Consider the following 25,823-nt stretch of genomic DNA (forward strand, 5'->3'; position numbering starts at 1 on the left):
CATGATAAGCGGCATCCTTTCATACATGACCCGACACCGGACCGCCGCGAACCTTCTTATGGTGATCGTGTTGGCGGCTGGTTTTGCCGCCTATCCCAAGATGCGCGCGCAGTTCTTCCCTGATGTGATTGTCGACAACGTTTCTGTCACGGTCCAATGGTCAGGTGCCGGTGCAGAAGATGTGGACGATGCGATTGTGCAAGTTTTGCAGCCCGCGTTGCTTGGCGTTGAAGGCGTGACAAATACATTTTCCACCTCATCCGAGGGGTCTGCGCGGATTTCAATGGAGTTCTCGCCCGGTTGGGACATGGCTAAGGCCACCGAAGACGTGCAGTTGGCCGTTGATGCCACATCGAACCTGCCCGATGATGCAGAAGATCCGAACGTGCGGCGCGGGCAATGGTCTGACCGCGTGACGGATGTTGTTATCACCGGTCCCGTTGCGCCCGACCAGTTGGGCCGTTTTGCCGATGAATTTAGCGTACGTTTGTTTGCACAAGGCGTGACGCGCACCACCATTCGCGGGGTCGCAGCACCTTCTACGATTATCGAAGTGCCGTCCCTCGCGTTGATCCAAAACGATATATCAATGGCAGATATTTCTGCCGCGATAGCTGAGGAAGTGAACGCAGATCCTGCGGGCGATGTAACAAGTTCAGCACGCGTGCGCACAGGTGTCGAGAAGCGAACCGCCGACGAGATTGAATCAATTGTCCTACGTACGGACGAAACCGGCGCGACCCTATTGATTGGCGATATCGCAAAGGTGTTTGTCGAAGGGGTTGATCGTGAACGCGCCTATTTTGTCGGCGACGACCCCGCCATCACCATCCGCGTGGATCGTGCCGCGACGGGCGACGCCATCAAGGTACAAGCCACCGTTGAAGAGGTTGCTGAAGCCTACGCTGCAACCCTACCTGCTGGGTCCAGCATCGAACTTATCCGCGCACGCGCTGAACTGATTACGGGACGTTTGACGATCCTTTATGAAAACGCGCTGATGGGGCTAGGGCTGGTTGTTACGCTGCTGTTCTTGTTCCTGAACGCGCGTACCGCTTTTTGGGTTGCGGCGGGTATTCCTGTTGCGATGTGTGGTGCGATTGCGCTGATGTATGCGGCAGGGCTGACGATCAATATGATCTCGCTTTTCGCGTTGATTATCACGCTTGGTATTGTTGTTGATGACGCGATTGTCGTGGGCGAACATGCCGATTACCGGTTTAGAAAACTGGGTGAAAGTCCCGCTGACGCCGCAGAAAACGCGGCCAAGAAGATGTTTAGTCCGGTGTTTTCAGCAACCATAACAACGATCATCGCGTTCTTTGGCTTGGTCGTCATTGGCGGGCGGTTTGGAGATTTGATCGCGGATATTCCGTTCACTGTGATCGTCGTTCTCATCGCATCTTTGATCGAATGTTTCTTCATTCTGCCGCACCACATGAACAAGGCATTGTCCCATGCAGGCGGTAAGAAGTGGTATGATGCGCCGTCGCGTTTCGTGAACATTGGGTTTGACTGGTTTAAGCTCCATGTGTTCCGCCCGTTTATGGCTGGCGTGATTTGGGCGCGTTATCCAGTTTTGGCGCTTGCGATTGTTTTGCTGTCATTCCAAGCCGCATCCTTCATTCGGGGTGATGTCCAGTGGCGGTTCTTCAACTCGCCCGAGCAAGGCAGCGTCACCGCCAATTTCGCCATGCTGCCCGGTGCGACCCGCGAAGACACGTTGGAAATGATGGCGTCCCTGCAAGAGATCACACAGGCCGTCGGAGCGGAATATGAAGCCGAGCATGGCGTCAATCCGTTGGACTACGTGATTGCGGAAATCGGCGGAAATTCTGGGCGCGGGATTGCAGGAACTGAAAACAAAGACGCCGACCAATTGGGCGCCATCGCAATTGAACTGATTGATGCGGACAGTCGCCCGTATTCTAGCTTTGCCTTTATTTCTGACCTGCAAGAACGGGTGGTCCGCCATCCGATGTTAGAGACAGTTTCATTCCGTCGCTTTGGCAGCGGGCCCGGCGGGGATGACATCGACATTCAGCTTTTCGGTGCCTCCTCCGATATCCTCAAAGCCGCAGCCGAAGCCCTAAAAACCGAACTGACGCAGTTCGGCGAGGTGTCAGCGGTTGAGGATTCACTGGCCTATGACAAAGAAGAACTGATTTTGGAGCTAACCCCGCAAGGTCAGGCCCTTGGTTTCACCATTGATGGTCTTGGGCGCGTGTTACGTAACCGTCTGGGCGGCATCGAGGCGGCGACCTATCCGGATGGTCCGCGATCTGCGACGATCCGTGTTGAGCTGCCCAATGGAGAGCTAACAGCGGACTTCCTTGATCGCACGCAAATGCGCGCAACGTCAGGTGCCTATGTTCCGCTGGCCGACATCGTGACAGTGCAATCACGCACCGGGTTTTCTACGGTTAACCGCGAGAATGGCGTTCAGCTGATTTCGGTGACAGGCGATTTGACGGATGACGACGCGGATCGCGCGGCAGAAATTCAAACGCTGATCCAAGAGGACATCTTGCCAAGGGTCGAGGCATCTTATGGTGTGTCCACGTCCTTGTCTGGATTGAGCGAGCAGGAAGATGCATTCCTAAACGATGCGCGAACAGGATTGATATTTTGCCTAACCGGAATTTTCCTGACACTTGCGTGGATTTTCCAAAGCTGGACCCGACCGATTGTTGTCATGGCGATCATTCCGTTCGGTTTGATCGGAACGATTTATGGCCACGCCGTTTGGGATGTGCCGCTGTCGATGTTCACGGTTGTCGGTTTGCTTGGCATGACGGGCATCATCATCAACGACTCGATTGTCCTAGTAAAAACCATCGACGAATACGCCGAAACGCGCGGGATCATTCCTGCGATCATCGACGGTGTCAGCGACCGTTTGCGCCCAGTTTTGCTTACGACACTGACCACGGTTCTGGGTCTCGCCCCGCTGCTATATGAGGGGTCCAGCCAAGCCGAGTTCCTGAAGCCGACCGTTATCACCCTCGTTTACGGGTTGGGGTTCGGCATGGTCTTGGTGTTGTTTATCGTGCCGTCCTTGATGGCGATGCAGGGGGATGTTGCAGTTCAGGTTCGTTCGGCCAAACGTGGTTTAACAAGCACCTCGCGAGGCATTTCAACGCCAACGCGCGTCGCAGCATTCGGGGCTGTTGGACTGTTTGCGGCAATCGTATTGCCCGTAATGCTAACAGGCGCGAAATGGGCGCTTATCCCGTTGCCGATTACCGGCGTGGCCATGGCGATTGGCTTGTTCTTGGTCGCAACACTAATGTGGTTATTGGCGGTCTACGTTGTCGTGGCGCTAATGATGGCGCGGACCAGCAAAACGGCTTAACCCGCGTCGCAGCCTTGGATATCGACAGAACGCCCATCCGCCATCACGGTGATGCGCACTTCAGAACGGTTCAGCGCAAAGCTGCCGCCGTTCACATGGATCATATCTGAACGCGCAAACAACGCATCGCCTTCGCGCCACGTTTGTGGCTGTGAAACCCAGACCTGCTGATCACCTGCTTCGATGACCACATCTTCATTTGCGCCGAGCGGGGCCATTGCCAACCGAGTCGTCACCTGTAGCCCATCTTCGATCGGGGTGATCGCACAGGTCACCGCACCAACGCCCGCCTCTTGCGCCGTTTGCGGGCGATCCAGCAACGCAGCGACAATCATTGGGTCACGTGCGCCAGCCGCTGGAAGAGTCGCATCAAAGTCTAGCAAAACAGGAACGCAAATTTCCTCGCAAATGCCAATTTGCAGCTGCCCACGCATCTGCACGGGTTCACCTTGGTCTGTGACGTTCAACTCCATCGGAATTACGACAACGTCGCTATACCCGATGGACCGCATATCGCTTTGGTGAAACACTTCTGGCACGGGCCAATGCATCGCAACGCCGTCAAAGTTGCTAGACCCCTGCCAGCCAAAGCGGGGTGGAATGCCACCATCACCAGGCGAGCGCCAATAGGTCTTCCAACCGGGCGCAAGACGCACCTGCAAGCCCGCCATATGCGTGCCGTTTTCCGTGCGCCAACCCTCTAGGATTTCCAATTCCACAACGCCATCCGTTGGCCCAGCCAAAGCGGGGGCAGCCATACACATTGCGAGAACAGAAGAGAGAATCTTTGATGTCATACGCCTTAGTCGGACAAACGCCCCTCAATAGGAAGTCACGTTTGGGTTAGAGATATGTCAGTAACGCGCGGTGTGGCTCTTGCGCACGGCAGGCCGCACCCCCATCATTAAGCTATGACAGACATCACGAACCTTACCGGCAAACTTCTGATTGCGATGCCCGATATGGGCGATCCGCGTTTTGATCATTCTGTGATCTATATTTGCGCGCACTCACCGGATGGATCAATGGGGCTGATCATCAACAAACCTGCGCCGGATGTTCGGTTCTCAGACCTGCTTGAGCAGCTGTCGATTGATGAAGGTGAACTGACGGTAGATGTCCGCATCCATTACGGTGGACCTGTCGAAACAGGGCGCGGCTTTGTTTTGCATACGTCTGATTATACGTCAGGCGCGGGAACGATGGAGGTCGCGGGCGGCATAGCCATGACAGCGACCCTCGACATTTTGGAAGACATCGCGATGGGCAGCGGGCCGAAACGGTCTATGCTTGGTCTTGGCTACGCGGGTTGGGGGCCGGGGCAGTTGGAGGGCGAGCTTGTCAGCAATGGTTGGCTGGTCTGTGACGCCAATGAGGACATTCTGTTTGGCCGCGCAGCCGAGCATAAATGGACCGCCGCATTGAAAATCCTTGGTGTTGATCCGCTGATGTTGTCCGCCTCAGGTGGCAGCGCCTGAACGTGGTGCGGCTGCACGGCGCAGCCTGTCATTGATCGCGCGTCCGAGCCCGTTATCGGGAATTGGAGACACTGCAATCTTTTCCGCTCCAAGCGCGTTCAATTGGTGCAACGCGTCAAACAAAGCCGCGGCCGCCTCAACCAAGTCGCCAGATGGGGAAAGGTTGACGGTTGCCTCAATGGCACCAAACCCAAGTAAGGTTTCATCGGGTTCAACATCTACCGCGTTCAAACGCACGGTTCCCTTTGGCGCATAATGCGATGCCAATTGTCCGGGCGATGAAGGTGCTGTCGTTTCACCCGCAAGCGCAAGCGTGTCGCCAAGCGCGGCTTCTAACGCCTCAGCAGGAAGCCCCCCTGCACGCAAAAGCGTGGGCACAGGTTGTGTTGCAACGATCGTAGACTCGAGCCCGACACCACAGTCGCCACCGTCAACGATACCATTAATCCGGCCAGCCATTTGGCTTTGCACGTGGGTGAACTTGGTCGGGCTGACCTGACCAGACGGGTTTGCAGACGGCGCAGCGATAGGCCCGTCGAATGCCGCCATCAAACCTTGCGCAACCGAGTTGTCCGGCACGCGAATGGCGAGCGTATCCAAGCCTGCGGTAACCAAGGGCGAGATCCCAGCATCTAGGCGCAGGGGCAGCACAAGCGTCAATGCACCCGGCCAAAATGCTTGCGCCAATGAACGCGCGACCGCGTCAAACACAACGTATTTTTCAGCGATTTCTAGGCTGGCGACATGTACAATCAGCGGATTGAAGCTAGGGCGCCCTTTCGCTTGATAAAGCCGTGCGACAGCGTCGCTATCACGCGCATCCACGCCCAATCCATAAACCGTTTCAGTCGGGAACGCGACAAGCCCACCTTGTTCCAAAACGCAAGCAGCACTAGACAGTCCCGCATCATCGGCGGCAAATACCTCAGTCGTCACATTATTCATGACGCTGCGTTCTGGTTGCGGGTCTGGCGCATGTGATTAGCCTTTCAGTTAGCACCCACATACGCGGCTGCCCTTTTGATTCCAAGGCACCCAATTTAACATATCCTCCCGTTGGAGACCTACTATGCCCTATCGTTCGCCCATCACCGATTTCCGATTTATTATGGATCATGTCGTTGGTTTTGACCAAGTTCCCGCCACAGATCGTTTTGCCGAAGCCACATCAGAAATGTGTGACGCGATCCTGACCGAAGCCGCAAAACTAAGTGACGAAGTCCTCGCGCCGCTGCAAAAATCCGGTGATGAGCATCCTGCTGTCTTGGAAAACGGGATCGTGCGGACCTCACCGGGGTTTGCCGAAGGGTTCAAAGCAATCGCAGAAGGTGGCTGGATTGGCATTTCGGCCTCGCCTGAAAATGGCGGTATGGGTTTGCCATTGACCTTGGCGACAGCTGTAAACGACATGATGGCGGGCGCGTGCCTGTCGCTGCAGCTCAATCCGTTGATGTGTCAGGGCCAGATCGAAGCCCTAGAACACCACGCGAGCGATGCCCTTAAAGAGACCTACCTGCCAAAGCTGATTTCAGGCGAGTGGACAGGCACGATGAACCTGACTGAACCACAGGCCGGTTCTGACGTCGGTGCGTTGCGGTCAAAGGCTGAGCCGAACGATGACGGTAGCTATGCGATATCGGGGCAAAAGATTTACATCTCTTGGGCGGACAATGATTTCACCGAGAACGTTTGCCATCTTGTCTTGGCGCGCTTGCCCGACGCAGTGGACGGCGTGAAGGGCATCAGCCTGTTTATGGTGCCCAAAGTTATTCCCAATAGCGACGGAACCTTGGGTGCCCGAAATTCACTGCGTGTTGTCAGCTTGGAACACAAGATGGGGCTTCACGGCTCACCGACTGCAGTCATGGAATATGACAACGCCACGGGCTGGCTTGTCGGAGAGCCGCACGCGGGTTTGGCCGCGATGTTTACGATGATGAACAACGCACGTCTTGGCGTTGCGACCCAAGGCATTGGTGTCGCAGAAGCCGCTTATCAACATGCGCTCGCATATGCGACGGAGCGTAAACAAGGCAAAGCCGGCGGTACGGGAACGATCGCAGAGCACGCAGATGTGCGTCGGATGCTTGCATCAATGAAGGCCGACGTATTCACAGCGCGGGCTATTTCCCTCGCGAATGCTGTTGCGATCGACATGGCGAGTGCGACGGGTGACGACGCGTGGAATGCGCGTGCGGCCTTACTCACCCCAATTTCCAAGGCGTTTGGAACAGACATCGGCGTCGAGGTTTCCACGACTGGCATTCAGACCCATGGCGGTATGGGGTATATTGAGGAAACAGGGGCCGCGCAGTTCGCCCGCGATGTTCGCGTGACAGCGATCTATGAGGGAACGAATGGGATCCAAGCGATGGACCTTGTGGCCCGCAAGATGATGGACAACGGCGATGCTGCTTTTGCGTTACTCGATGAAATCGAGGCCGCCGCAGAAGCAGGAAAGGCAACGCTACCAGATCTGGCGGAACCCGTTTGGCAAGCCGCCGAAACGTTGCGTGAAGCCACCGAGTGGCTGGTGTCGCAAGAGTTGAACGATAGATTTGCAGGCGCCGTGCCGTACCTGCGGGCCTTTGCACGTGTTCTTGGGGGGCATTATCACCTCGCAGCGGCACTGACCGACGACGCGCCGCGCACACGTTTGGCAACCTTCTACATTAAACGCATTTTGCCTGAACACATCGGTCTTTTGGCGCATGTTCGTGAAGGTGCGGATGATCTTATGGCCGTCACCTTGGACGATCTCGCGTCATGAGTGGTGACCCTTCCGGTTTTTCGTATAAACACCGGAAGAACGGCGACGTTGTGATCTCGCATCATGGGCGGGTCGCGACGACGTTGCGTGGTGACACTGCCGCAGAATTCATCGAAGATATGAACGAAGCATCGCCATTGGACGCGCAAGATATTATGGCTCGTTTGACCGGAAATTATCGCCGTGGAAACGAGCGGCTTGCGAAAGATCATCCTCGAAATGTCTGACGGAAAAATTCACTACCCTTGGTCCGAACCACCTGAACACGGCGAAGCCACTGTCATCGCGGATGGCGTGCTTTGGATGCGCTTGCCGCTTCCGATGGCGTTGGATCATGTGAATGTTTACGCGTTGGATGACGGGGACGGCTGGACAATTGTCGACACCGGCTTTGACACCCGAAAGACACGCGCAATTTGGGAAACGCTGCTGGTGGGCCCGCTGGCCGGAAAACCTGTAAGCCGCGTCATCGGCACCCATCACCACCCTGATCACATCGGCTTAGCCGGATGGTTCCAAGAGGCTGGTGCGGACCTTGCGATGCCGCGCACTGGTTGGCTTATGGCGCGTATGCTGACGCTGGATGAACAGCCAGCCTATCCTTCCCAATCGATCAAATTCTACCAACGCGCAGGCATGGACGCTGACATGCTGGCCAAACGCCGCGAAGACCGCCCGTTCAACTTTGCGGATTGCGTTCACCCAATGCCGCTTGGTTTCACACGGTTGCAAGAAGGCGACACGATCCAAATGGGCGGGCGCACGTGGGATATTCGCATGGGCAACGGCCATGCACCGGAACATGCAACTTTCTGGAGCCGCGACGATAATCTGGTGATCGGCGGCGATCAGTTGCTGCCGTCAATCAGCCCCAACATCGGTGTTTATCCGACCGAACCTGACGCCGATCCGCTTGCAGAATGGCTCGAGGCCTGCGAACGCCTTGCGCAGTTCGCACGGGAAGATCATCTGGTTTTGGGCGGGCACAAGTTGCCGTTCAGCGGGCTGCCGAAACGCATGACGCAGCTCATCGATAACCATCACGGTGCGCTAACCCGCCTAATGACCCACATCGCCGAACCGAAACGCGCCGGTGATTGCTTTGCACCGCTGTTCAAGCGTGAAATCGGTGAAGGTGTTTATGGTCTCGCCTTGGTCGAAGCGCTTGCCCACCTGAACCACCTGCATCAAACCGGCCAAGCAACGCGCGAATTACGCAATGAGGCCTATTGGTTTCAGGCGGCTTGACGGGTCTTAAGCGCGCCCAATTCCACGATCTTGCCTTGGGGCACTTCGTCCCATTTATCGCCGTCCAACGGTTCGGATGCGAACGCCAATCCGCCGTTATCTAATGTGTCTGACGCATAAAGCGTCGGTGCCTTACCTTTGGATGCATAGCGGAACCCAAATAGCGTCTGACCATCTGAGAACACACAAGTCAGCTTAACCGGTTCACGCCCCTCACCTATCTGTTCGAGTGTCTTTGCCATCGCGGTATTTGGATCATCAGCCAAACCATTTGCCAGCAATGTCAGGAAGATCATCTCGCTGTCAGTTGACCCGCCACGCGCGCCGTAGAGATGATCAGGCAAAGCTGCCTCAAGGCGACGCCGGATCGCTGGGAAATGCGGCACCTGCCCGTTGTGACAAAACGACCAACGGCCATAGCTGAACGGATGGCAATTTTGGCGACTGGTTTCGCCGACAGTGCTGGCACGGACATGGGCAATAAACAGACGCGATCGGACCATGCGGCACAAGCTCGTCAGGTTTCCATCGGCCCAAGCCGGTAACACGTCGCGATAAAGGCCTGGCGCTTCGTCTTGATCGTACCATGCGATACCGAATCCATCGCCGTTCACGGCCAATTTTGCTTCACTCGCGTGTTGGCTTTGTTCGAGCAACGAATGTTTAGGGCGCACAATGATGTTTTCTAGCGGAATTGATGGGCCGGAGTAGGCTGCGATCCGACACATATCAGTGACGCGCCTCCATGCGATCCATCAACTTGCGCAAAATGCGGCTGGCCGTTGTTTCGCAAAGGGCCGGGAAAATCGCATGAACCAATGCCGCGAGACCCGCCGTTACCAACCAAAATGCGAACCCGAACGCAAAACGCATGTGCTGGAAATACGTTTCATTAACCGTTGCCGGATGCGCCAAGAACCAACGATCTATGAGGCTGGTAGCGCGTTTTGGATTGCTGAGGTCTGACATTGTTTGGCTCCCATGAGTGGTTTTTTACAAACCTACCCTGCGAGCCCATAAATCACGTCCCAAATTTACTAGCCAAATCACAGCGCACTGGGATACCATCCCAATATGAGCGAAGTTTTAGATACAATTGACCATCGAATCCTTAGCATACTGCAAAAAGATGCGACCAAATCCGTCGACGCAATATCAGAGCAGGTCGCCCTTTCGCGCAATGCATGTTGGCGGCGCATCAAAGCGATGGAAGCGAGCGGTGTTATTCGTGCGCGGGTCGCGCTTCTTGATCCGATTAAGGTCGGGTGCCCGCTGACTGTGCTGGTTTTGATTCGCACGGACCACCATTCCGATGCGTGGCGTAAAGATTTTGCCGCGGCTGTTTCGGTGCTTCCTGAAATTACAACCGCCCAGCGCATGACTGGGGATTTGGACTATGTTTTGACGGTTCGCCTTGCAGATGTTGCGGCCTACGATACCTTCTATAAACGACTGACATCACGAATTCCTGTTTCGGATATTTCCGCCAGCTTTGTTATGGAAGACATCAAAGACACGACCGCCCTGCCCCTTTAGCCAAAGAGACCGACATGGATGATAAAATAGTGACCTCCGCCGAGGTATTGGAATCAGCGGCTATTCCTCAGGTACGGGAGGTCCACACAGACCCGTCGAAATGCGCGCCAGATGCCAGCGCGATCAAGGGAACCGAACCCAAAAGCCCTGCACGTTGGGCCTATGAACGGTTAATCTTGTACATCCAAAACTTTGAAAAGCAGCTCGACAATGAACACGAGGTCGCGATGGGGTTTGCCGGCGACAGCTCTGGCGTGATCAAAATTGAAGGCATGGGGTACTATGACCCTGATATTATTACGTTCTATGGCGCTGACCCGTCTGGTGCAAAGACCCAGCTTATTCAGCACGTCAGCCAATTGTCAGTCATGCTGCGCGCTTTGCCAAAGCAAGTTGAAGCTGAAGAACCAGAACGCATCGGGTTTAGGCTCGCGGCGGAACTAGAAGCGGAAGATGCGACGTCCTGACGACCTATGCGGGGCTGACAACGCCCCCTGAATCGTCTAGATCGAGATCAAAGAGATTAAAGGAACACGACATGGCAGACCACAAGCACGGCGAAATGGACATTTCAGTTCAGGAAAAAACATTCGATGGCTTCATGAGCATGGTGACGAAGGGTGCAATTATCAGCATTCTACTTCTGATCTTCATTGCTTTGGTTAACGGTTAATCCACCGATGAAACGCCGCGCATTTATGTTGTCTGCACCGCTTGGCCTTGCGGCCTGCGGTGCTGTTATGCGTGAAGAAGTTCTCGCGCCACAATCCGCGATCGAACGCGTAGCTTATGTTGAGCCCGGCCCGAAGACGCTGACGTTGCTCACCATGAAAAATGTCGGATCAGACAACGGTGCCCACACCGGCTTGCTGATCAATGCCAGCCAACGGGTGCTTTGGGATCCGGCGGGAACGTTTGGGCATTCTTCGATCCCTGAGCGCAACGATGTGCATTTCGGCATCAACCCGCAGATCTACCAGCATTATCTGTCCTACCATTCCCGCGAAACATACTACTCCCTCATTCAAGAGGTTGAGGTTTCGCCAGAGGTTGCAGAAATGGCCTTGCAGCGCGCGATCGCTAACGGGCCAACGCCCAAAGCCGCCTGCACGACGCATACGTCTGCAATGCTGGCGAGTTTGCCGGGCTTTTCTAGCCTTCGCCGCACGTTCTTTCCGGGGAACCTGTCGGATGATTTCGCCAAGATTCCAGGTGTACGTAGCCGCGAGTACTATGAAACTGACAGCGATGATAAAAGCATAGCTGCGGCCGAGATTGACCGCGAACTTAGCGGCACTCAGTAAGCGCCCAACAACCAGATCATGCCAAATAGCGTCGCCCCGCCAAGCGTAATGGCCGCGACGACATTACGGGTGAGTAATCCTACGGCAAACGTTACCAAGGCCGCACATAAGCGGGCGGGTTCTACATCGCCGCCGTTTGCAGCAGGCCAAAGCACCAGTGGAGCGACAAGCCCCGGCAAGACAGCAACAGCTGTATAACGCAAATGACGCAGCACCCATTCGGGGAGGTCTTTGCCACCAATCAGACCCAAGAACGAAAAGCGAATCAGGTAAGTGCCAACACCAAGCACAATGATGATCGTCCAGATGTAACCTGCGCTCATGTCATTGATCATTCGCGGCCCTCCGGCTCATCAAAACCTCAATCTGTGCGCCAACGATCATTGCAACGGCCGCTGCAACGAGCAGTCCGAGGTTGTAAGGCAGGCCCGCAAGGACAAGCGCCAAAACGATGGACACCACGGCCGCAATCATATGCGCCAAGCTGCGCATCATTGGAGCAATGATCGCGAGGAAACAAATCGGCACCGCGAAATCCAACGCCATCCAATCAGGGATCGTATCACCGACCCAAATCCCAAGCCCCGTCGCCACAATCCACATGGGACAAACAGGTGTAACCGCACCAAAAAAGAAACTGATCCGCTGAGACAGCGTCAGGTCAGGCTCATCCTCGAAGCGATTGATGGACACAGCATAGCTTTGATCGACATTCACATAGGCAATAAGCGCGCGCTTCCACAACGGCGCCTTGCCCAACCAAACCGCCAACGATGCAGAATACATCGCCATGCGTAAATTCACCGCCAAGGCCGTTGCGATTATGATCAAGAAAGGCCCATCTTCCGCCATGAGCTGCAGCGCGGTGAACTGTGCAGCGCCGGCAAAAACGACCGAGGAAAAGGCCATCGTTTGAATGCTCGTGAAACCAGCTTCGGTTGCGATCACACCGAACAACAACCCGAATGGAACGACGACCAACAGGAACGGAACCCCTGTTCGAAAACCAAGCCAATAATATGATTTCTGGGTCGCGTCGGACATCAAGCTGCCTTACATTTTGCTACAACCGCCATAGCTTTGGCCCAACCAATTGACAATAAGGCGTTCAAAGATGCGCGAACCTTTGGGACTGATCCTTTCAGGCGGACTTGGCTCTCGAATGGGCGGCGCCCTGAAATCCGACTTGTTACTGGGTGGCGCAACGCTGCTTGCCCGTGTGGCTGATCGGCTGGAGCCCCAGGTCGCTGGACTGGTGGTGAATTCCAATGTGCCCGTTGCGACCAAGCTACCCGTTGTCGCGGATACAACGCCTGAGAACTTTGGCCCACTTGCTGGAATTTTGGCCGGCCTAGACTGGGCCCGTGAACAGAATGCGACGCATATTGTAAGCGTCGCAGTGGATACCCCGTTCTTTCCTTGTGATCTTGTTCCGCAGCTCCTTATGGCAGGCTTGGCGCATCCTGAGGGTCTTGCGGTTGCGGCCACGACGGACGGGTTACACGGCACCTTTGGAATCTGGCCCGTTTCATTGCGCGACCCACTTTCTGCGTTCCTTGCAGACGGGCAACGCAAGGTTAGCACGTTCACACAAGCCCAGAACGCAGCGATTGCGCAATTTCCCGACACGTCGCCGCCGTCGTTTTTCAACATCAACACCAACGATGATCTGAACACAGCGGCACAATGGCTGTAATCGTTTCAAAAGGGTTTGCCCAAAACGAAAGTGCGCAAATTGCTGCGATGTATTGGGATGCCTTCGGCCAGAAACTGGGTCGTGTGATGGGCCCAGAATCCCGTTCGATTGCCTTTATCGAAAGCGTTTTGGATCCGACGCATGCAATTTGTGCCCGCGATGAAACGGGTGTTTTACTTGGGGTCGCTGGGTTCAAAACATTTGATGGCGCACTTGTCGGGGGAACGTGGCGCGATCTTGCCCGCCATTATGGTTGGATCGGAAGCACGTGGCGTGTGGGTCTGTTGGCGTTGCTAGAGCGCGACACCGAAAACGAGCGGTTCTTGATGGACGGCGTCTTTGTCCACGAAAATGCGCGCGGAAAAGGCGTTGGTACGGCGCTATTAAATGGCATTTGTGATGAGGCCCGTGATCGGGGTTACAAAGAAGTGCGACTTGACGTTATCGACACTAACCCACGGGCGCGGGCCCTATATGAACGCAAGGGCTTTGTTGCAGGTGAAAGCCAAAACCTTGGCCCACTGAGGTTCATTTTCGGGTTCAAAAGCGCAACGATTATGATCCGTCAAACCTAGTCGAACGCGCCTGTAACACGCCCCAACAGCATAAACGCGCGGCTCGTGCGGGTTTCGGCAAGGGCTGCAATGTCCTCATCACTGGCCTCGGCTTCAAACGCGACCAGCATTTGGTCGAACTTGCGTAAGAAGTGGTGCGCCGCATCGCGGAAAATCGCGTCTTCACGCATACGGCCAGCCGTAAGCGCAAGCGAGGATCGGTCGCGTATACCGCCAAGTGCCGCAACAGACTTGCCGCGTTCGCCTTGTGAGAAACGGCGCCAGATTTCAGCGCGGGCGCGGTCTGGGCGCAGATCATCCATGTAAATCCCGTCTTGCGACATCAGCGTCAGCACATCTTGGCTGGCTTGGATCAACTGCTTGGAGGTACGATCTTTCAAGGCACGACGTAGGGCGGCAAACCCGACCTCGTCGGCTTCGGTGTCAGGGAAATTCAAGGCACGCACCAAATCAGGGCGCGAAATCGGTGGTGCGATCTCTTCTGCAGTTGTGCCCAGCGCAAGACTTGGCTGGTCATCCGCCCCCGTAGCGGTGGGCGCTGGCGCTGCTTTCACACGCTCGGCCGGACGCGAGGTTGCAAAGGTTGCCAGAGTTGTCTCTGTCTTTTGGGTCGCGCGTGCAATTTCGTTCAGCTTGCGCTCAACGGTTGGTTCGATTCCTACACCGCGGGCTTGGCGATCCGCCACATAGGTTTGGCGCATAGCGTCTACGGCAGCCTGCAAGCGTTGGCTTTCCTCACGAACGACTTTGGCAGACCGAGCAGCAAGTGCTGCAATCCAAATCATCGCAATCGGCAAAAAGATCGCCATCAATGTCATCAAGAAGCGCAGACTATCAACCTGCGCCACGCCCTCGTCTTCACCGGGTAAAACGAGGAAGAACACCGCAACGCCAACAAGCCAAATCAGGCTGATAACAATGGCAATGACTTCGATAGCGGTCACACGAATGCCGTCAGACCGCACGCCCGCCTTGAGCGAAACATCAGCTTTGTTCGGGCCATCCGTCATGCGCCAAGTACCTTATTTAACTGGCCCAATAGTTGGGAGTTTAGTTGAAAACGATTGAGAGCACTTCGTAAGACTTAACACCACCTGGCGTGCGAACTTCGACGCTGTCGCCCTCTTCTTTTCCAATCAGCGCGCGTGCGATTGGGGACTTCATATTCAAACGACCATTCTCGATGTCCGCCTCATATTCACCAACGACTTGATACGTGGTCTCTTTATCGGTGTCTTCATCCACTAAAGTCACATGCGCGCCAAACTTAATCGCGCCACTTAGCTTGCTAACGTCGATGACATCAGCGAGTGAAATAACGCCTTCAAGTTCTTTTACACGGCCTTCGATGAAGGACTGCTTTTCCTTGGCAGAATGGTATTCCGCGTTCTCAGAAAGGTCGCCATGTTCACGTGCATCCGAAATTGCACGAATGATCAAAGGGCGCTCGACAGACTTCAGGTGCTTGAGTTCAGCATCCAACTTGTCAAAGCCTGCGCGTGTAAGCGGTATTTTTTCCATTTCGACCAATCCGTAACTTCGGTTTTTCAAGTGCACATGCATAACCCGCCGGCGGCCATCGCCTCAAGGGGGTTCGACATCGCGTCGGCCTTTATTTGCAGACGTTACGTTTGCGACGCGCAGGCGCAATTTTATTTCGCGGCGAGATTGCCGTCACCCTTGTCGTCCTATATCCAGCTTTCAAAAGTTTACGCTTACCACAGGGAGGCCCGATATGGCCGAGATTGAACGCGAATCCATGGAATATGACATTGTTATCGTTGGTGCAGGGCCTGCCGGCCTTTCCGCAGCGATCCGTCTAAAGCAATTAGACGCGGATTTGTCCGTTGTTGTGCTTGAGAAAGGCTCTGAAGTTGGGGCGCACATTCTATCTGGTGCGGTTCTAGACCCATGTGGCCTTGATGCTTTGATCCCAGATTGGAAAGCCAAGGGTGCCCCCCTTAACGTTCCAGTTAAAAAGGACAATTTTTACCTACTTGGTGAAGGCGGAAAGCTGCGCATTCCGAACTTCCCGATGCCACCGCTTATGAACAACCACGGCAACTACATCGTTTCCATGGGCAACGTTTGCCGTTGGATGGCCGAGCAAGCCGAAGAACTTGGCGTGGAAATCTTCCCCGGTATGGCGTGTTCTGAACTCGTTTACGGTGACAACGGCGAAGTCAAAGGCGTCGTTGCTGGCGTGTTCGGCCTTGAGGCTGATGGCACAATCGGGCCCGATACTGAACCAGGGATGGAACTGCACGGCAAATACGTGTTCCTGTCTGAAGGTGTTCGCGGATCGCTGTCCAAAGAAGTCATCGCAAAATATGATCTTGCCGCCGATTCTGACGTGCAGAAGTTCGGTCTTGGCATGAAAGAAATCTGGGAAATCGACCCAGCAAAGCACAAAGAAGGCACAGTTACGCACACTAGCGGTTGGCCACTGGGCAGCAACGCAGGTGGCGGGTCTTTCATCTACCATCTTGAGAACAATCAGGTTTATGTCGGCTTCGTGGTTCACCTGAACTACAAGAACCCGCATCTATTCCCTTATATGGAATTCCAGCGCTTCAAGCACCACCCGATGGTTGCTGACCTGTTGGAAGGCGGCAAACGCATTGCCTACGGCGCACGTGCCATCACTGAGGGCGGCTATCAGTCCATGCCCAAGATGACCGCGCCCGGCGTGGCACTGCTTGGCTGTTCCGTCGGCATGGTCAACGTGCCACGTATCAAGGGCAATCATAACGCAATGCTGTCTGGCATGGCCGCAGCCGAGGCCGCGCATGCAGCGATCGGTGCTGGTCGCAGTTCTGATGAACTGACAGATTATGAAACCGAAGTGCGGACAGGCGCAATTGGCCAAGACCTGAAGAAAGTGCGCAACGTCAAACCGATGTGGTCACGATGGGGTATGGTTGCTTCGCTTCTCGGTGGCGGCTTGGACATGTGGACCAACACATTCGGGTTCTCACTGTTTGGGACAATCAAGCACGGCAAGTCCGATGCTGAGTCGACTGAACAGGCCGTGAAGCATCAGCCGATCGATTATCCAAAGCCTGACGGAAAGCTAAGCTTTGATCGTCTTACCAATGTGGCGTTTTCTTTCACCAACCACGAAGAAAGCCAGCCCGCACACCTGAAGCTGACGGATGAAAACATCCCGACGTCGGTGAACTTCCCTGACTTCGCAGGACCATCTGCGCGGTATTGCCCTGCAGGCGTTTATGAATTCATCGGTGATGGCGCGGATCGCAAGTTCCAAATCAACTTCCAAAACTGCGTTCACTGTAAGACCTGTGACATCAAAGATCCGAGCCAGAACATCACATGGACGGTTCCACAGGGCGGTGATGGACCAAATTACCCAAATATGTAGCACTCGATAGTGCGCTTGAAAGGCCTCGCTATTGCGGGGCCTTTTTCGTTTCAAACCGTGCGAGTAACCGCGCACACGCTGAGATAGCGGAAATGTTGTTTGCCCCCGCGATTTCACGGCCTTAGGCTAAGTTAACCCATATAGCCGGAGCTGCCCTTGCCATCACGCCTTTCAACGGTCTTTCGCCTCTCGGTTTGTGCCGCGACACTTTCCTTTGCAAGCCACGCCGCTGCTGACCCGAACGCGGGCGCATACCTTGCAGCGCGTCAAGCGGGCATGATTGGCGATTATCCCGCTGCTTCTGGCTACTTTCGCGATGCACTTCTTTCTGATGCCAATAACTTGGCCCTGATGGAACAAACCATCACAGCCTTTGTTGGCACGGGTGAAATACAATCAGCTGCCGGCATTTCGCGCCCGTTTATTGAAGCCGGAGGCGAAAGCCAGATCGCTAATATTGCGTTGATGGCGCAAGCGGCACGCGCGCAAGACTGGGATGCCATTTTTGATATGATCGAGGCTGGGCATGAGGTCGGCCCGCTAATAGATGGGTTAAGTCAGGCGTGGGCTTATGTCGGTAAAGACGAGCTAGAAAACGCGCTAATGCGTTTTGACGAGATCATCGAAACCCCTGGCCTGCGCGGATTTGGGCAACAACATAAGGCCCTCGCGCTTGCGATGTCTGGTGATCTAGAGGGCGCGAACGCGATCTATAACTTGCCTGCTAATGAAGGAATCATACCGACCCGTGCGTCGGTCGTTGCGCACCTACAACTCCTTTGCCAACTCGGGGAGTTTGAACGAGCCGCAGCTATATCAAGCCGCGCCTTTGGAAATGATCCAGAACCTGAGATCGCGGCCTTGCGCAATGCGATCGAAGCGGGCGAACTCCCAAATCTGGAACGTGTCGTGTCTACACCAAGCGAAGGCATTTCTTATGCGTTCATGGGCCTGTCCGATATTCTCGCAGGGGAAGCCAACGAGAGCTACCTGCTGCTTTACGCACAGGCCGCGCGGTATATCGCGCCCAATGATGCGGACGCCCATATCGCCGCTGCGCGGCTGCTAAACGCGCTCGACCAATACGATTCTGCGGCGCAAACATTTGCGCAGGTTGCCACAAACGACCCCGCTTACCACAGCGCGGAAATTGGCCGTGCCGAAGCGCTTCGTCTTGCGGGCCGGGCTGAGCATGCCATCGAAGTTCTCATGCAGTTGACGCGCAGCCATCCTGAATTGCCCCTGTCACATGCATCCCTTGGCGATATTTACCGCCGAGAAGAACAATTCGCTGAAGCGCAGGCGTCATACAGTGCCGCGCTTGATGGGTACCCCGAAACGGCCACGATCCGCTGGTGGCTGCTATATTCACGCGGCATTTCCAATGAACGCTTAGATAATTGGGACGCGGCAGAAGCAGATTTTCGTGCGGCGCTTGCGCTAAATCCGGATGATCCATCTATTTTAAATTATCTCGGCTATTCGATGGTCGATCGCGGCCAGACCGAAAACTACGACGAAGCCCTCGCGATGATTGAAAAGGCCGTTGCCGTTCGCCCAGATAGTGGTGCAATCGTCGATAGCCTAGCATGGGTCTACTACAAGCTTGGCCGCTTTCAAGAAGCTGTGCCGCACATCGAGCGGGCGGCCGAGCTAGAGCCGAACGATCCGATCTTAAGCGATCACCTCGGTGACGTTTACTGGATGGTCGGACGCGAGGTTGAGGCGCGTTTCCAATGGCGTCGTGCGTTGTCGTTTGGCCCGGAAGACGCCGAGGCCGAGCGTATTCGCCGCAAGCTACAGATCGGTCTGCACGCGGTTTATGCCGAAGAAGGCGTCTCGCCACCTTCTACTGTTGAGGTCGCGAACGGTGACTAACGGCACCATCGTTGAAAACGCTTTCGCTAAGATAAACCTGTCGTTGCATGTGACGGGGTTAAGGGCGGACGGCTATCATTTGCTCGACAGTTTGGTGATGTTCACCAGCCTTGGTGACACGGTGCATGTCGCACCTGCCGAAACGCTGTCCCTGACGATTGAAGGCCCGTTTGCCACTGATTTGGACGTTGATGATAATAATCTCGTCCTGCGCGCCGCACGGTCGTTTGGCGTGCCAAATGGAGCGGCGATCACGTTGCACAAAAACCTACCAGTGGCCTCTGGTATTGGTGGTGGCTCTGCGGATGCCGCTGCAACGTTGCGGGCGTTATCGCGGCTCTGGGACATTCCGATTCCAGACGCGGAAACCATCCTTGCGCTTGGGGCTGACGTGCCTGTTTGTATGACATCAGAGCTGACCCGAATGCGTGGCATTGGGGATGAGTTGGAAAAGCTCGGCCCTGCCCCGATGCTTGATATCGTTTTGGTGAACCCTAATGTTGGTGTTTCAACGGCGACCGTTTTCAACGGGCTTGGTAGCAAATCCAACGCCTCTATGTCTAACGATATGCCAGACCCGTTTGATATTGATGAGTGGATTGACTGGCTTGCCCGTCAGCGCAACGATTTGCAAACGCCGGCCCTTGCCGCTGCACCAGTTATCAACGACGTTCTCGCGGCCCTATCTGCGCAACGCGGTTGCGAGCTTGCGCGGATGTCAGGTTCCGGCGCGACGTGTTTTGCATTGTTTGAAGATAGCGACGCACAGGACGCCGCAGTCAAAGCACTGCGCTTAGCACATCCTGAATGGTGGGTGGCGAAGACCGACGAAGCGCCTACTTAACGCGGGCGACGACGTAATCCGCGAGATCTAACAGCATTGGTTTAACTGGGTGGTCGGGCAACGGTGCCAAGGCTGCCTTTGCCTTTTCCATCCATGCCAAAGCTTCCAGTTTTGTGGCCTCAAGCGTGCCGTGCTTGACCAGAAGCTCAAGAGCGGTTTCCAAATCGCCGTCGTCTTGGCGACCTTTCGCAATCGTACGGTCCCAAAACACGCGCTCATCAGCATCCGCCAGTGCAATGGCCTTGATCACCGGCAACGTCAGTTTGCGTTCGCGGAAATCGTCGCCGATGTTTTTGCCGATGGCGTCAGTGCCCGCGTAATCCAACAAGTCATCTACAATCTGGAAACCAACACCCAGTGCATCGCCGTAATCAAACAGCGCCTTCACCGTCGCCTCGTCGCGCCCAGCAATAACTCCGCCAACTTCCATCGCCGCTGAAAACAGCGCCGCTGTTTTGCCGCGAACAACCTGAAGGTAGATTTCTTCGGTCGTCGCCAGATCACTTGCCGCGGTAAGCTGAAGCACTTCGCCTTCAGCTATCGTCGCGGAGGCGTTTGACAGGATACGCAGCACATCGAGCGAGCCTGTTTCTGTCATTAACTGAAATGACCGCGCGAATAAGTAATCGCCTACCAATACGCTGCTTGTGTTGTCCCACAGCAGGTTCGCCGTTGGCCGCCCACGTCGCTGCGCAGATTCGTCAACAACATCGTCATGCAACAACGTCGCCGTGTGAATAAACTCAACCGTTGCAGCCAGATGAACATGATACGGCCCGTCATAGCCACACAGCTTAGCCGCCGCCAACGTCAACATTGGACGCAAACGTTTACCGCCCGCTTCAACCAAATGCGCGGTGACTTCGGGGATACGCGGGGCATGTTCGGACGCCATGCGATCACGAATAAGCACGTTCACCGCATCCATCTCAACTGCCAAAGCGGCAGCTAGACGTTCGTGTGGTTTTGTCGCGGCGTGGTCTAAGCTCATCACAGCTCCGTCAGTTACTCGACAAAGGTACGGCTAGCACCTTAAGTCATGGGTATGAAAGAACTCCTTCGCACAAATGACATCACAATCATCGCCTTTGCCAAAGCCCTTTTACAGGGTGAGGATATAGAGGTGTTCGAGTTGGACGTAAATATGAGCATCCTCGACGGGTCCTTGGGCATTTTGCCACGCCGTTTGATGGTCCGCCGTGAGGATCACTTCATCGCGACCTCCGTCATGAAAGCCAACGATATCGACTTAGGCCTGTGAGCGAGGCGTTCGACACAACTGTCGATGCCTTTCTTGGCGGTCAGGTGATGCTTGAACAACCCACCAAAGGCTACCGCGCGGGGCTTGATCCTGTGCTTTTGGCTGCGAGTGTACCCGCGGTTGAAGGCCAATCGGTATTGGAACTTGGGTGCGGTACCGGTGCAGCGTTGCTTTGTCTTGGACGGCGGGTGGCGAACCTCACGCTTTGTGGTGTTGAGCTACAACACCAATACGCTGAGCTTTGTCGTAAGAACGCCACCGCCAATGATGTCGATGCGCTTATCTATACGGCTGACCTACGTAGCTTGCCGCAAGATGTAACTGCGCGCACGTTCGACCACGTCATCTCCAATCCGCCCTACTTCGAACGGACGTCTGGCAAGGCCAGCCCATTAGCTGATCGCGACATTGCCTTCGCGGGGGACACGTCGATGGTCGATTGGGTTGATGCTGCCACGCGGCGCTTAAAGCCAAAGGGGTGGCTTTCGTTGATCCAAAAGGCCGATCGTTTGCCCGATGTGTTGCGCACTATCGATAGCCGACTGGGTGATGTGGCTGTTTATCCGATCACGGGCAGAGCCAACCGCGCCGCTGATCGATTTATTTTACGTGCCCGCAAAGGTGCACGTGGACCGTTCAAGTTGCATGCGCCAATTCCGCTGCATGAAGGTGCTTCGCACGTTGATGATCAGCCCGATTACCGTTCCGAAATAGCAGGCATTCTACGCAACGGCCTTGCGTTTAAGCTGCCCGATTAACTTTTTCGCAATGTTTTGGCGGTGTTCTTCTGATTGCGCCTGAATGCTGCCGTGCAGCGTGACAGACGCGAAAAATTGTGGTCAAATTTCAGAACCATTCAACCAGTATCGGAGGAATAACATGAGCTTGACGTCCCACCTGCAGGAACTCAAGAAGAAGCACGAAAACCTTTCAGATGCCGTCGAAAAAGCCCAGCGAAGTCCTGGCAGCGACGACCTTGAAGTATCACGCCTCAAGAAAGAAAAGCTCCACCTCAAGGAAGAAATTAACCGGCTCACCCCGGCGTAACCGAACACGGTGCTGGCGAAGAACCGCCAGCGCCCACATCTGAGCAAGCACCAGATTATGTGCGTCGCATTCGACGCGAGATGCTTGAATATCCACACACTTATCAAGCTGCAGCCCTGCGTTTGGCGCATTGCGGGTTTGTCGGATCGTCGGTTTATGCTGCATGTGCCAACAGTTATTTCTAGGTCAAGGAAAACAACTTCCCTGATAGGAAACAAAATGTACAAGCAGCTTTCACAAAAAGAAATCAACCAGATCATTGCACGCGCACGTACAGAACGCGCTGGTGCTTTCGGACGTATGATTTCAGGTATCTTTGGTCGCTAAGCGAAGCAAAGGTCAGAATGCAAAAAGGGCGGGGTTATCCCCGCCCTTTTGTGTTTCGAGGTATAGCTCTTAGACGACGAACTGCGCACCGTTTGCAGAAATCGTTGAACCGTTGATGAAACCGGACTCGTCAGACGCAAGGAACGCCACGCAACGCGCGATTTCTTCGGGCTCACCAAGACGACCCGCAGGAATACCTGCAACGATGGAATCACGAACCTTTTCAGGAATCGCCATAACCATTTCAGTCCCAATGTAACCTGGGCAGACCGCATTCGCTGTAATGCCAGCGCGTGCGCCTTCCTGCGCCAAGGATTTCACAATACCGAGGTCACCGGACTTCGTCGCAGCGTAGTTCACTTGTGCGAACTGGCCCTTTTGACCGTTAATCGAAGAAATCACGATAACGCGGCCAAACTTACGCTCGCGCATACCAGGCCAGATTGGGTGAACTGTGTTGAAAACACCGGTCAGGTTCGTGTCGATAACTTCGTGCCACTGCTCTGGTGTCATCTTGTGGAACGGCGCGTCGCGGGTGATGCCCGCGTTTGCGACAACAACTTCAATCGGGCCAAGATCAGCTTCAACTTGTGCGATCCCAGCCTTAGAGCTTTCGTAGTCTGCAACGTTCCACTTGTAGGTTTTGATCCCAGTCGCTTCGGTGAACTTCGCAGCCGCCTCATCGTTGCCAGCGTATGTCGCCGCAACGGTGTAACCATCCGCTAGTAGTTTCTTAGAAATAGCTTCGCCAATGCCGCGCGAGCCGCCTGTTACGAGTGCAACACGTCCCATAGTATTCTCCTCCAAGGAATTCGTTCGGTAATGTTATTACCTGTAAGTTTACCGCAGCGCAATAATATTACGCTGCGGTTGCAAAATAAATTATGGACGCTCTACACAGAGAGCGACACCCATGCCGCCACCGATGCACAGGGTCGCAAGACCCTTCTTTGCATCGCGGCGTTTCATTTCGAACAACAACGTATTCAACACGCGGCAACCAGAAGCACCGATCGGGTGGCCAATTGCGATCGCGCCGCCATTAACGTTAACGATGGATGGATCCCAACCCATGTCCTTGTTCACGGCACATGCCTGCGCTGCGAAAGCTTCGTTCGCCTCAACGAGGTCAAGGTCATCAACAGACCAACCCGCCTTATCCAACGCCTTGCGCGAAGCATAGATCGGGCCGACACCCATGATGGACGGGTCCAAACCTGCCGTTGCGTAAGACGCGATACGTGCAAGCGGCTCAATCCCGCGCTTTTCAGCTTCGTCAGCAGACATCAACAATGTCGCCGCAGCGCCATCGTTAAGGCCAGAAGCATTGGCCGCAGTCACAGTGCCGTCTTTGGTGAACGCTGGGCGCATCTTCGCCATTGCGTCGATTGTCGCGCCGTGACGGATGTACTCATCTTGGTCCACAACGATATCGCCCTTACGGGTCTTGATCGTGAAGGCTGCGATTTCGTCTGCGAACTTGCCAGCCTTCTGCGCGGCCTCAGCTTTGTTCTGAGACGCAACAGCGAATTCATCCTGCATGTCGCGGGAAATCTGCCATTGCTCTGCCACGTTCTCGGCAGTTTGACCCATGTGATACTGGTTGAACGCATCCCAAAGGCCATCTTTAATCATTGTATCAATGAGCTTAATGTCACCCATTTTCTGACCAGCACGCATCGCTTGCGCGTGTGGGGACATTGTCATGTTCTCTTGGCCACCTGCTGCAACGATAGATGCATCGCCGAGCATGATGTGCTGCGCGCCAAGCGCAACTGCACGAAGGCCAGAACCACACACTTGGTTCAAGGACCAAGCGGCCGCTTCCTTAGCGAAACCCGCATTGATGTGCGCTTGGCGTGCCGGGTTTTGCCCTTGGCCCGCTGTCAGCACCTGACCGAGGATCGTTTCTGAGACTTCAGATGGATCGACGCCCGCACGTGAGGCGACTTCAGCAAGAACTGCTGCACCTAGATCGTGGGCTGGAGTGTTGGCGAATGCGCCACCAAAGCTGCCCACGGCTGTGCGGGCTGCAGATGCGATAACTACGTTGGTCATTGAAGGGGTTCCCTATAATTCCGGCAATATGCGACGGTGCAATAGGGGTTGGCAAAACACAAACGTCGCACCTCACCCCACTGCCGTCGTTGACCTTGCATATGACGTCACGGCAGTTTTCGCAACGAATTCGCCTTGTCCACGTCGACGCACCAAGGAACTCTGCGATGATAGCGCTAAAAAGAAAACTTGGGGACGCCGAAGTGATACCCCTGAACGCAGTCCACCCCGACCGAAATCAGGAAATCGGCCTCGGCCTGTGATTCGACACCTTCAGCAACTGCGAACATCTCAAACTGATGCGCCACTGTGATGAGCGCCTCAGCCAGAACTTGGTTATCTGGGTCTTGATGAATGTTACGCGTGAAATGGCCATCGACCTTTACCAAATCAAAGAAGAAATCCTTGAGGTGACGAAACGCCGTCAGGCCCGCGCCGAAATCGTCCAACGCGAACGCCAATCCATGCGGCTGCATTTCCTCCATAAAGCGGATCACAACCTCGGGGAGTTGCATCGCACTGTCTTCCGAAATCTCAAGGATCATGCGGTCGGCCTGTAGCGTACCACTTGCCAACTCTGTCTCAAGAACACGTCGCCACGCAGCGTCCCCCAGCGATCGTGCAGACACGTTCACGGAAAGGCGCCGGTTGGGGTATTGGCGAAGCAATTGAAACGCGAGCCTTAGACTTGCGGCGTCAATGTCCCGACCAAGGCTAGTTTCCTCAATCTGCCCCATGAACTGAGCCGCAGGAATAATGCGGCCTGTCTCATCCATCACACGGATCAGGCATTCATGAAATGCAATCGGATATCCCGAGGCAGTCGTCCGTACAGGTTGCAGTGCCAACTGGCAGTTATTCGTCGCAAGGGCAGTGCGTACCATCGACAACACGTCCCGATCACGCACACTGGTCGCGTACTCCAGCGGATCACGCGGCGTTTGATCGTCCCAAGCGTTGCTAGGTTTTTTCAGTCCCATTCCCAGATCCCTTCCCCATCCCAATCGCATGTGGACCTTTAAGGGCTGGTAAAGGTCGCGCATTTGAATTCAATTGAACGCACA

Annotated in this window: 29 protein-coding genes; 17 read left to right on the top strand and 12 right to left on the bottom strand. The window is 55.0% G+C overall.

Translation table 11 applies throughout. The features are described 5' to 3' along the window. Position 1 precedes the first annotated feature (1 nt). Complete coding sequence (locus tag OSB_RS14315) at positions 2–3,355, top strand: efflux RND transporter permease subunit (RefSeq protein ID WP_049835632.1); 3,354 nt, start codon at positions 2–4, stop codon at positions 3,353–3,355. Here the strand turns inward: OSB_RS14315 and OSB_RS14320 are convergent. Then, positions 3,352–4,152 (bottom strand): protein-disulfide reductase DsbD domain-containing protein, encoded by an 801-nt coding sequence (locus OSB_RS14320; protein ID WP_049835633.1) that lies wholly within the window; start codon positions 4,150–4,152, stop codon positions 3,352–3,354. The genes OSB_RS14315 and OSB_RS14320 overlap by 4 nt on opposite strands. 114 nt (positions 4,153–4,266) lie before the next feature. On the opposite strand from OSB_RS14320, the gene OSB_RS14325 reads away from it, so the two are divergent. Beyond that, positions 4,267–4,833 carry a YqgE/AlgH family protein gene (locus OSB_RS14325; RefSeq protein WP_049835634.1) on the top strand — a complete coding sequence of 189 codons (567 nt, stop codon included), beginning with the start codon at positions 4,267–4,269 and terminating at the stop codon, positions 4,831–4,833. Here the strand turns inward: OSB_RS14325 and OSB_RS14330 are convergent. Beyond that, entirely contained in the window at positions 4,816–5,778 is a 963-nt protein-coding gene (locus OSB_RS14330) for an L-threonylcarbamoyladenylate synthase (protein ID WP_049835635.1), read from the bottom strand. The genes OSB_RS14325 and OSB_RS14330 overlap by 18 nt on opposite strands. A gap of 124 nt (positions 5,779–5,902) precedes the next feature. Here OSB_RS14330 and OSB_RS14335 point away from each other — a divergent pair, with 124 nt between their 5' ends. The 3 genes from OSB_RS14335 to OSB_RS14345 are packed head-to-tail and all read left to right on the top strand — an operon-like array spanning position 5,903 to position 8,851. Further along, the gene (locus OSB_RS14335; RefSeq protein WP_049835636.1) at positions 5,903–7,603 is read left to right on the top strand and encodes an acyl-CoA dehydrogenase; all 1,701 of its coding nucleotides are present in this window, start codon (positions 5,903–5,905) and stop codon (positions 7,601–7,603) included. Next, the gene (locus tag OSB_RS14340; RefSeq protein ID WP_049835637.1) at positions 7,600–7,830 is read left to right on the top strand and encodes a hypothetical protein; all 231 of its coding nucleotides are present in this window, start codon (positions 7,600–7,602) and stop codon (positions 7,828–7,830) included. Before OSB_RS14335 ends, OSB_RS14340 begins: the two co-directional genes overlap by 4 nt. After that, positions 7,823–8,851 carry an MBL fold metallo-hydrolase gene (locus OSB_RS14345; protein ID WP_049835638.1) on the top strand — a complete coding sequence of 343 codons (1,029 nt, stop codon included), beginning with the start codon at positions 7,823–7,825 and terminating at the stop codon, positions 8,849–8,851. The genes OSB_RS14340 and OSB_RS14345 overlap by 8 nt, the downstream gene beginning before the upstream one ends. On the opposite strand, the gene OSB_RS14350 is transcribed toward OSB_RS14345, so the two are convergent. Together OSB_RS14350 and OSB_RS14355 are read right to left on the bottom strand one after the other, a co-directional pair. Then, positions 8,839–9,579 (bottom strand): class II glutamine amidotransferase, encoded by a 741-nt coding sequence (locus OSB_RS14350; RefSeq protein ID WP_049835639.1) that lies wholly within the window; start codon positions 9,577–9,579, stop codon positions 8,839–8,841. The two genes, OSB_RS14345 and OSB_RS14350, sit on opposite strands and share 13 nt — an antisense overlap. 1 nt (position 9,580) lies before the next feature. Then, positions 9,581–9,820 carry a DUF6356 family protein gene (locus tag OSB_RS14355; RefSeq protein ID WP_049835640.1) on the bottom strand — a complete coding sequence of 80 codons (240 nt, stop codon included), beginning with the start codon at positions 9,818–9,820 and terminating at the stop codon, positions 9,581–9,583. A gap of 105 nt (positions 9,821–9,925) precedes the next feature. Here OSB_RS14355 and OSB_RS14360 point away from each other — a divergent pair, with 105 nt between their 5' ends. The 4 genes from OSB_RS14360 (at position 9,926) to OSB_RS14375 (ending at position 11,691) form a co-directional block, all read left to right on the top strand. Continuing rightward, positions 9,926–10,387 (top strand): Lrp/AsnC family transcriptional regulator, encoded by a 462-nt coding sequence (locus OSB_RS14360; protein ID WP_049835641.1) that lies wholly within the window; start codon positions 9,926–9,928, stop codon positions 10,385–10,387. Positions 10,388–10,401: 14 nt separating this feature from the next. After that, positions 10,402–10,854: a DUF6173 family protein gene (locus OSB_RS14365; protein WP_049835642.1), complete on the top strand. Its 453-nt coding sequence runs from the start codon at positions 10,402–10,404 to the stop codon at positions 10,852–10,854. Positions 10,855–10,925: 71 nt separating this feature from the next. Next, the gene (locus OSB_RS14370; protein WP_049835643.1) at positions 10,926–11,060 is read left to right on the top strand and encodes an aa3-type cytochrome c oxidase subunit IV; all 135 of its coding nucleotides are present in this window, start codon (positions 10,926–10,928) and stop codon (positions 11,058–11,060) included. Between the two features lie 7 nt (positions 11,061–11,067). Continuing rightward, positions 11,068–11,691, top strand: a complete 624-nt coding sequence (locus tag OSB_RS14375) for a hypothetical protein (protein ID WP_049835644.1) — start codon at positions 11,068–11,070, stop codon at positions 11,689–11,691. Here OSB_RS14375 and OSB_RS14380 read toward each other — a convergent pair. Then, positions 11,685–12,014 carry an AzlD domain-containing protein gene (locus tag OSB_RS14380; protein WP_143831345.1) on the bottom strand — a complete coding sequence of 110 codons (330 nt, stop codon included), beginning with the start codon at positions 12,012–12,014 and terminating at the stop codon, positions 11,685–11,687. The two genes, OSB_RS14375 and OSB_RS14380, sit on opposite strands and share 7 nt — an antisense overlap. Before the next feature lies 1 nt (position 12,015). Then, the gene (locus OSB_RS14385; protein WP_049835646.1) at positions 12,016–12,735 is read right to left on the bottom strand and encodes an AzlC family ABC transporter permease; all 720 of its coding nucleotides are present in this window, start codon (positions 12,733–12,735) and stop codon (positions 12,016–12,018) included. Positions 12,736–12,805: 70 nt separating this feature from the next. Between OSB_RS14385 and mobA the strand changes: the two genes are divergently transcribed. Next, positions 12,806–13,387, top strand: coding sequence for a molybdenum cofactor guanylyltransferase MobA (gene mobA, locus OSB_RS14390; protein ID WP_049835647.1), 582 nt, complete (start codon positions 12,806–12,808; stop codon positions 13,385–13,387). Continuing rightward, positions 13,378–13,962, top strand: a complete 585-nt coding sequence (locus tag OSB_RS14395; protein ID WP_049835648.1) for a GNAT family N-acetyltransferase — start codon at positions 13,378–13,380, stop codon at positions 13,960–13,962. Before mobA ends, OSB_RS14395 begins: the two co-directional genes overlap by 10 nt. Here OSB_RS14395 and OSB_RS14400 read toward each other — a convergent pair. Beyond that, entirely contained in the window at positions 13,959–14,972 is a 1,014-nt protein-coding gene (locus OSB_RS14400; protein WP_049835649.1) for an MFS transporter, read from the bottom strand. The two genes, OSB_RS14395 and OSB_RS14400, sit on opposite strands and share 4 nt — an antisense overlap. Before the next feature lie 40 nt (positions 14,973–15,012). Beyond that, complete coding sequence (gene greA, locus OSB_RS14405) at positions 15,013–15,483, bottom strand: transcription elongation factor GreA (protein WP_049835650.1); 471 nt, start codon at positions 15,481–15,483, stop codon at positions 15,013–15,015. 214 nt (positions 15,484–15,697) lie between these two features. Between greA and OSB_RS14410 the strand changes: the two genes are divergently transcribed. The 3 genes from OSB_RS14410 to OSB_RS14420 all read left to right on the top strand — a co-directional run bounded on the left by OSB_RS14410 (position 15,698) and on the right by OSB_RS14420 (position 20,066). Beyond that, positions 15,698–17,344, top strand: coding sequence for an electron transfer flavoprotein-ubiquinone oxidoreductase (locus OSB_RS14410; RefSeq protein ID WP_049835651.1), 1,647 nt, complete (start codon positions 15,698–15,700; stop codon positions 17,342–17,344). Between the two features lie 156 nt (positions 17,345–17,500). Further along, entirely contained in the window at positions 17,501–19,222 is a 1,722-nt protein-coding gene (locus OSB_RS14415) for a tetratricopeptide repeat protein (RefSeq protein WP_049835652.1), read from the top strand. Then, a complete protein-coding gene (locus OSB_RS14420; RefSeq protein WP_234967423.1) occupies positions 19,215–20,066 on the top strand; it encodes a 4-(cytidine 5'-diphospho)-2-C-methyl-D-erythritol kinase in 852 nt (283 codons plus the stop codon). The genes OSB_RS14415 and OSB_RS14420 overlap by 8 nt, the downstream gene beginning before the upstream one ends. Here the strand turns inward: OSB_RS14420 and OSB_RS14425 are convergent. Then, positions 20,059–21,057 (bottom strand): polyprenyl synthetase family protein, encoded by a 999-nt coding sequence (locus OSB_RS14425; protein WP_049835653.1) that lies wholly within the window; start codon positions 21,055–21,057, stop codon positions 20,059–20,061. The two genes, OSB_RS14420 and OSB_RS14425, sit on opposite strands and share 8 nt — an antisense overlap. Positions 21,058–21,111: 54 nt before the next feature. Between OSB_RS14425 and OSB_RS14430 the strand changes: the two genes are divergently transcribed. The 3 genes from OSB_RS14430 (at position 21,112) to OSB_RS16545 (ending at position 22,374) form a co-directional block, all read left to right on the top strand. Continuing rightward, positions 21,112–21,327: a putative signal transducing protein gene (locus tag OSB_RS14430; protein ID WP_049836194.1), complete on the top strand. Its 216-nt coding sequence runs from the start codon at positions 21,112–21,114 to the stop codon at positions 21,325–21,327. Further along, positions 21,324–22,085 carry a tRNA1(Val) (adenine(37)-N6)-methyltransferase gene (locus OSB_RS14435; RefSeq protein ID WP_049835654.1) on the top strand — a complete coding sequence of 254 codons (762 nt, stop codon included), beginning with the start codon at positions 21,324–21,326 and terminating at the stop codon, positions 22,083–22,085. The genes OSB_RS14430 and OSB_RS14435 overlap by 4 nt, the downstream gene beginning before the upstream one ends. 121 nt (positions 22,086–22,206) lie before the next feature. Then, positions 22,207–22,374 (top strand): YdcH family protein, encoded by a 168-nt coding sequence (locus OSB_RS16545; RefSeq protein WP_074202290.1) that lies wholly within the window; start codon positions 22,207–22,209, stop codon positions 22,372–22,374. A gap of 396 nt (positions 22,375–22,770) precedes the next feature. Here the strand turns inward: OSB_RS16545 and phbB are convergent, their stop codons facing one another. From phbB to OSB_RS14450, 3 genes are all read right to left on the bottom strand, one after another. Beyond that, complete coding sequence (phbB, locus tag OSB_RS14440) at positions 22,771–23,493, bottom strand: acetoacetyl-CoA reductase (protein ID WP_049835655.1); 723 nt, start codon at positions 23,491–23,493, stop codon at positions 22,771–22,773. Between the two features lie 90 nt (positions 23,494–23,583). Beyond that, positions 23,584–24,759 carry an acetyl-CoA C-acetyltransferase gene (locus OSB_RS14445; RefSeq protein ID WP_049835656.1) on the bottom strand — a complete coding sequence of 392 codons (1,176 nt, stop codon included), beginning with the start codon at positions 24,757–24,759 and terminating at the stop codon, positions 23,584–23,586. Between the two features lie 176 nt (positions 24,760–24,935). Beyond that, positions 24,936–25,739: an EAL domain-containing protein gene (locus OSB_RS14450; protein ID WP_049835657.1), complete on the bottom strand. Its 804-nt coding sequence runs from the start codon at positions 25,737–25,739 to the stop codon at positions 24,936–24,938. Positions 25,740–25,823: the final 84 nt, after the last annotated feature.

Source organism: Octadecabacter temperatus (assembly GCF_001187845.1).
GTDB classification, from domain to species: Bacteria; Pseudomonadota; Alphaproteobacteria; order Rhodobacterales; family Rhodobacteraceae; genus Octadecabacter; species Octadecabacter temperatus.